This is a genomic window from Streptomyces pathocidini (genome assembly GCF_001418495.1).
GTDB lineage: Bacteria > Actinomycetota > Actinomycetes > Streptomycetales > Streptomycetaceae > Streptomyces > Streptomyces pathocidini.
On record NZ_LIQY01000617.1, the window covers coordinates 1 to 3,484 of the forward strand.

Sequence of the window (3,484 nt, forward strand, 5' to 3'; positions counted from 1 at the left end):
GCGCCGAGCACCCCGGCGGACCCCTCCCCGAGCACGAGCGACCCGGGCCGCACCGGCGACACCCCGGACGGCACCGGCGCCACCCGCCAGGCACCGCCCACGACCGGAGCCCCCACCCCGTAGGCCGGAGCCTCCACCCCGTAGAGCGGGAGCCCCCGTAGAGCGGGCCCCCTAAAGCGGGAGCCCCCGTAAAGCCCGCCGTCAGTCGCCGAGGACCCGCCGCAGGTACGCGTTGCCGAACACCCGCTGCGGGTCCAGCCGGTCGCGCAGCGCCGTGAACTCGCCGAACCGCGGATAGACCTCGGAGAGGTACGCGGCGTCGCGGCCGTGCAGCTTGCCCCAGTGCGGGCGCCCGCCGTGCGCGGTCATGATCCGCTCGACGGCGGTGAAGTACCCCTGGTGCGGGGTGCCGCGGTAGAGGTGGACCGCGATGTACGCGGAGTCCCGGCCCGAGGCGGTGGACAGCGTGATGTCGTCGGCCGGGGCGATCCGCACCTCCACCGGGAAGCTGATCCGCAGCCGCGAGCGATCGACCATCGCCTTCAGCTCGCGCAGCGCGTCCACAGCGGCGGCCCGCGGAATCGCGTACTCCATCTCCACGAAGCGGACCCGGCGCGGGCTGGTGAAGACCTTGTACGCGATGTCGGTGTAGGTGCGGGCCGACAGGGCGCGGCTGGAGATCCGGGCGATCGGCGGGACGGCGGCGGGCACGGCCCGGCCCAGCGCGCAGGCCGCCTGGAAGACCCCGTTGGACAGCAGCTCGTCCTCGATCCAGCCGCTGATCCGCCCGGGCGGCGCAGCCGGGCCCGGGCTGCGGTTGTTGCGCTTGACCGTGCAGTTGGCGGTGTGCGGGAACCAGTAGAACTCGAAGTGCTCGTTCTCAGCGGCGAGTCGGCCGAACTCGGCGAGCACCCGCTCCCACCGCATCGGCTCCTCGCGCGCGGTCAGCAGGAACAGCGGCTCGACGGCGAAGGTGATCGCGGTGACCACGCCCAGCGCGCCCAGGCCGATCCGGGCGGCGGCGAAGACCTCCGGGTTCTCCTTCTCGGAGCAGTGCAGCACCGAGCCGTCGGCGGTGACGAGTTCGAGCCCCTTGATCTGGGCGGCGATCGAGCCGGAGTCCCGGCCGGTGCCGTGTGTGCCGGTGCTGGTGGCCCCGGCCGCGGTCTGCGCCATGATGTCGCCCATGTTGGTCAGCGACAGCCCCTCGGCGGCCAGCACCTGATTGAGCTGGCACAGCGGGGTGCCCGCGCCGACCGTGACCGTCCCGGCGGCGCGGTCGATCCCGTGTATGCCGCTGAGCCGGTCCGGCCGGATGAGGACCCCGTCGGTGGCCGCGGCGGCCGTGAAGGAGTGGCCGGTTCCGACCGCCTTGACAGTCAGCCCGTCGTCCGCTGCCGTGGTGACGATCCGCGCCAACTCCTCGGCGGAGCCCGGCGCCAGGGACCGTACGGGGTGGGCCCGCACGTTCCCGGCCCAGTTACGCCACGCGTTGTGCTTCCCGGTCTCCGTCATCTGCCGCGGTCCCTTCCCGGTCGGGTGCCGACGCCAGCCGGCGGTAACCCAGGAGCGCCACCACCGCCGCGAGCGCCCCGCCCGCCGCCGGCACCGCGTAGCCCGCCCGGGCCCCGGCCGCGTCGACCACCCAGCCCGCGGCGAACGAGCCGAGGGCGAGGCCGACCGCGATGCCGGTGCTCACCCAGGTCATGCCCTCGGTCAGCTTCGCGCGCGGTACGTGCCGTTCCACGAGGGCGATGGTGGTCACCATCGTCGGGGCGATGGCCAGGCCTGCGAGGAAGAGCGCCACGGCCAGAAACGGCAGGCTCCCGGCCAGTTGGAGGGGGATCATACTCACGGCCATCACGCACACCCCGATCAGCCACCTGCGGGCCGCCGCCCCCTTCAGGTGCAGCAGCCCGAAGACCGCGCCCGCCGCGCAGGAGCCGAGCGCGTACACCGAGAGCACCAGGCTCGCCGCCGCCTTGTGCCCCTCCTCCTCGGCAAAGGCCACCGTCACCACGTCGATCGCGCCGAAGATCGCGCCCACCGCCGCGAAGGTGGCCGCCAGCACCTGCAGGCCCCGGGAGCGCAGCGCCGAGCCCTTCGGGTGGTCCTCGCGTGGGTGCGGTACGGGCTCGGTGGCGCGCTGGGCGGTCAGCCAGAAGACGCCGATGGCCAGGAAGAGGACGGCCAGCAGCGGGCCCGCCGCGGGGAACCAGGCCGTGGACAGGCCGATGGAGAGGATCGGGCCGACGATGAAGCACACCTCGTCGACGATCGACTCCCAGGAGTACGCGGTGTGCAGCAGCCGCGGGGAGCCCCGGTGCACCGCCGCCCAGCGCGACCTGATCATCGAGCCGAGGCTCGGCACGCACCCGGCGCACGCCGCGAAGGCGAACAACGTCCAGTCCGGCCAGCCCCGCTCGGCGGCGACCAGCAGCCCGGCGACCGCGGCCAGGCTGACCAGGGTGGCCGGGCGCAGTACCCGCCGCTGCCCGTAGCGGTCGACGAGCCGGGAGACCTGCGGGGCCATGGCGGCGCCGGACAGCGCGAGCGTGGCCGTGACCGCGCCCGCGAGGCCGTAGCGGCCGGTCAGCTGGGAGATCATCGTGACGACACCGACGCCCATCATGGAGAGCGTCATCCGCCCCACCAGGCCCGCGGCGGAGAAGCTCTTCGTGCCGGGAACCGCGAAGATCGCGCGGTAGGGACTGGGCAAGGGGGCTCCGCCGGGGTGTCGCCGGGGCACCGGGAGGGCGGGCACCCGTCAGGAACGTCTGTGGCCCATACAGCTTACGGGCCGGCCGCCGCGGCGCTACTGGTTTTCCGGCCGTCAGTGGCGGGTGGCAGGATCGGGACCATGCCCGAACAGCCCGCCCACGCCCCGTACGACGCCCTGCTCCTGCTGTCCTTCGGCGGGCCCGAAGGACCGGACGACGTCGTGCCGTTCCTGGAGAACGTCACCCGCGGCCGCGGGATCCCCCGCGAGCGGCTCAAGGAAGTGGGGCGGCACTACTTCCTCTTCGGCGGGATCAGCCCGATCAACGCCCAGAACCGCGAACTGCTGGACGCGCTGCGCAAGGACTTCGCCGAGCACGGCCTGGACCTGCCGGTCTACTGGGGCAACCGCAACTGGGCGCCCTACCTGGCGGACACCCTGCGGGAGATCGCCGCCGACGGGCGGCGGCGGGTGCTGACCCTGGCCACCAGCGCGTACGCCTCATACTCGGGCTGCCGCCAGTACCGCGAGAACCTCGCGGACGCGCTGGCTGCCCTGGAGGGGGAGGGCCTGCCGCTGCCGCGCGTGGACAAGCTCCGGCACTACTTCAACCACCCCGGTTTCGTACGGCCGATGGTCGACGCGACGCTGGCCGCGCTCGCCGAACTGCCTGAGGCCGCACGGGCCGGGGCGCACCTGGCGTTCACCACGCACTCCATCCCGACGGCCGCTGCCGACACCTCCGGCCCCGCCGAGGGGCACGGC

General features: G+C 73.7%; 3 protein-coding genes. 1 reads left to right on the forward strand and 2 read right to left on the reverse strand.

What is annotated here, in order from left to right:
* Nucleotides 1-201: 201 nt before the first annotated feature.
* Both AOK16_RS23570 and AOK16_RS23575 read right to left on the reverse strand, forming a co-directional pair.
* A complete protein-coding gene (locus tag AOK16_RS23570) occupies nt 202-1,515 on the reverse strand; it encodes a D-arabinono-1,4-lactone oxidase (RefSeq protein ID WP_055474149.1) in 1,314 nt (437 codons plus the stop codon).
* Complete coding sequence (locus tag AOK16_RS23575) at nt 1,481-2,719, reverse strand: MFS transporter (RefSeq protein WP_055474150.1); 1,239 nt, start codon at nt 2,717-2,719, stop codon at nt 1,481-1,483. The genes AOK16_RS23570 and AOK16_RS23575 overlap by 35 nt, the downstream gene beginning before the upstream one ends.
* A gap of 141 nt (nt 2,720-2,860) precedes the next feature.
* On the opposite strand from AOK16_RS23575, the gene AOK16_RS23580 reads away from it, so the two are divergent.
* The coding region (locus AOK16_RS23580; protein WP_169790948.1) for a ferrochelatase at nt 2,861-3,484 on the forward strand (624 nt) is incomplete at its 3' end.

Coding starts and splice junctions, on each gene's coding strand:
- AOK16_RS23570 (WP_055474149.1), bottom strand. CDS start 1,515: ATGACGGAGACCGGGAAGCACAACGCGTGGCGTAACTGGGCCGGGAAC.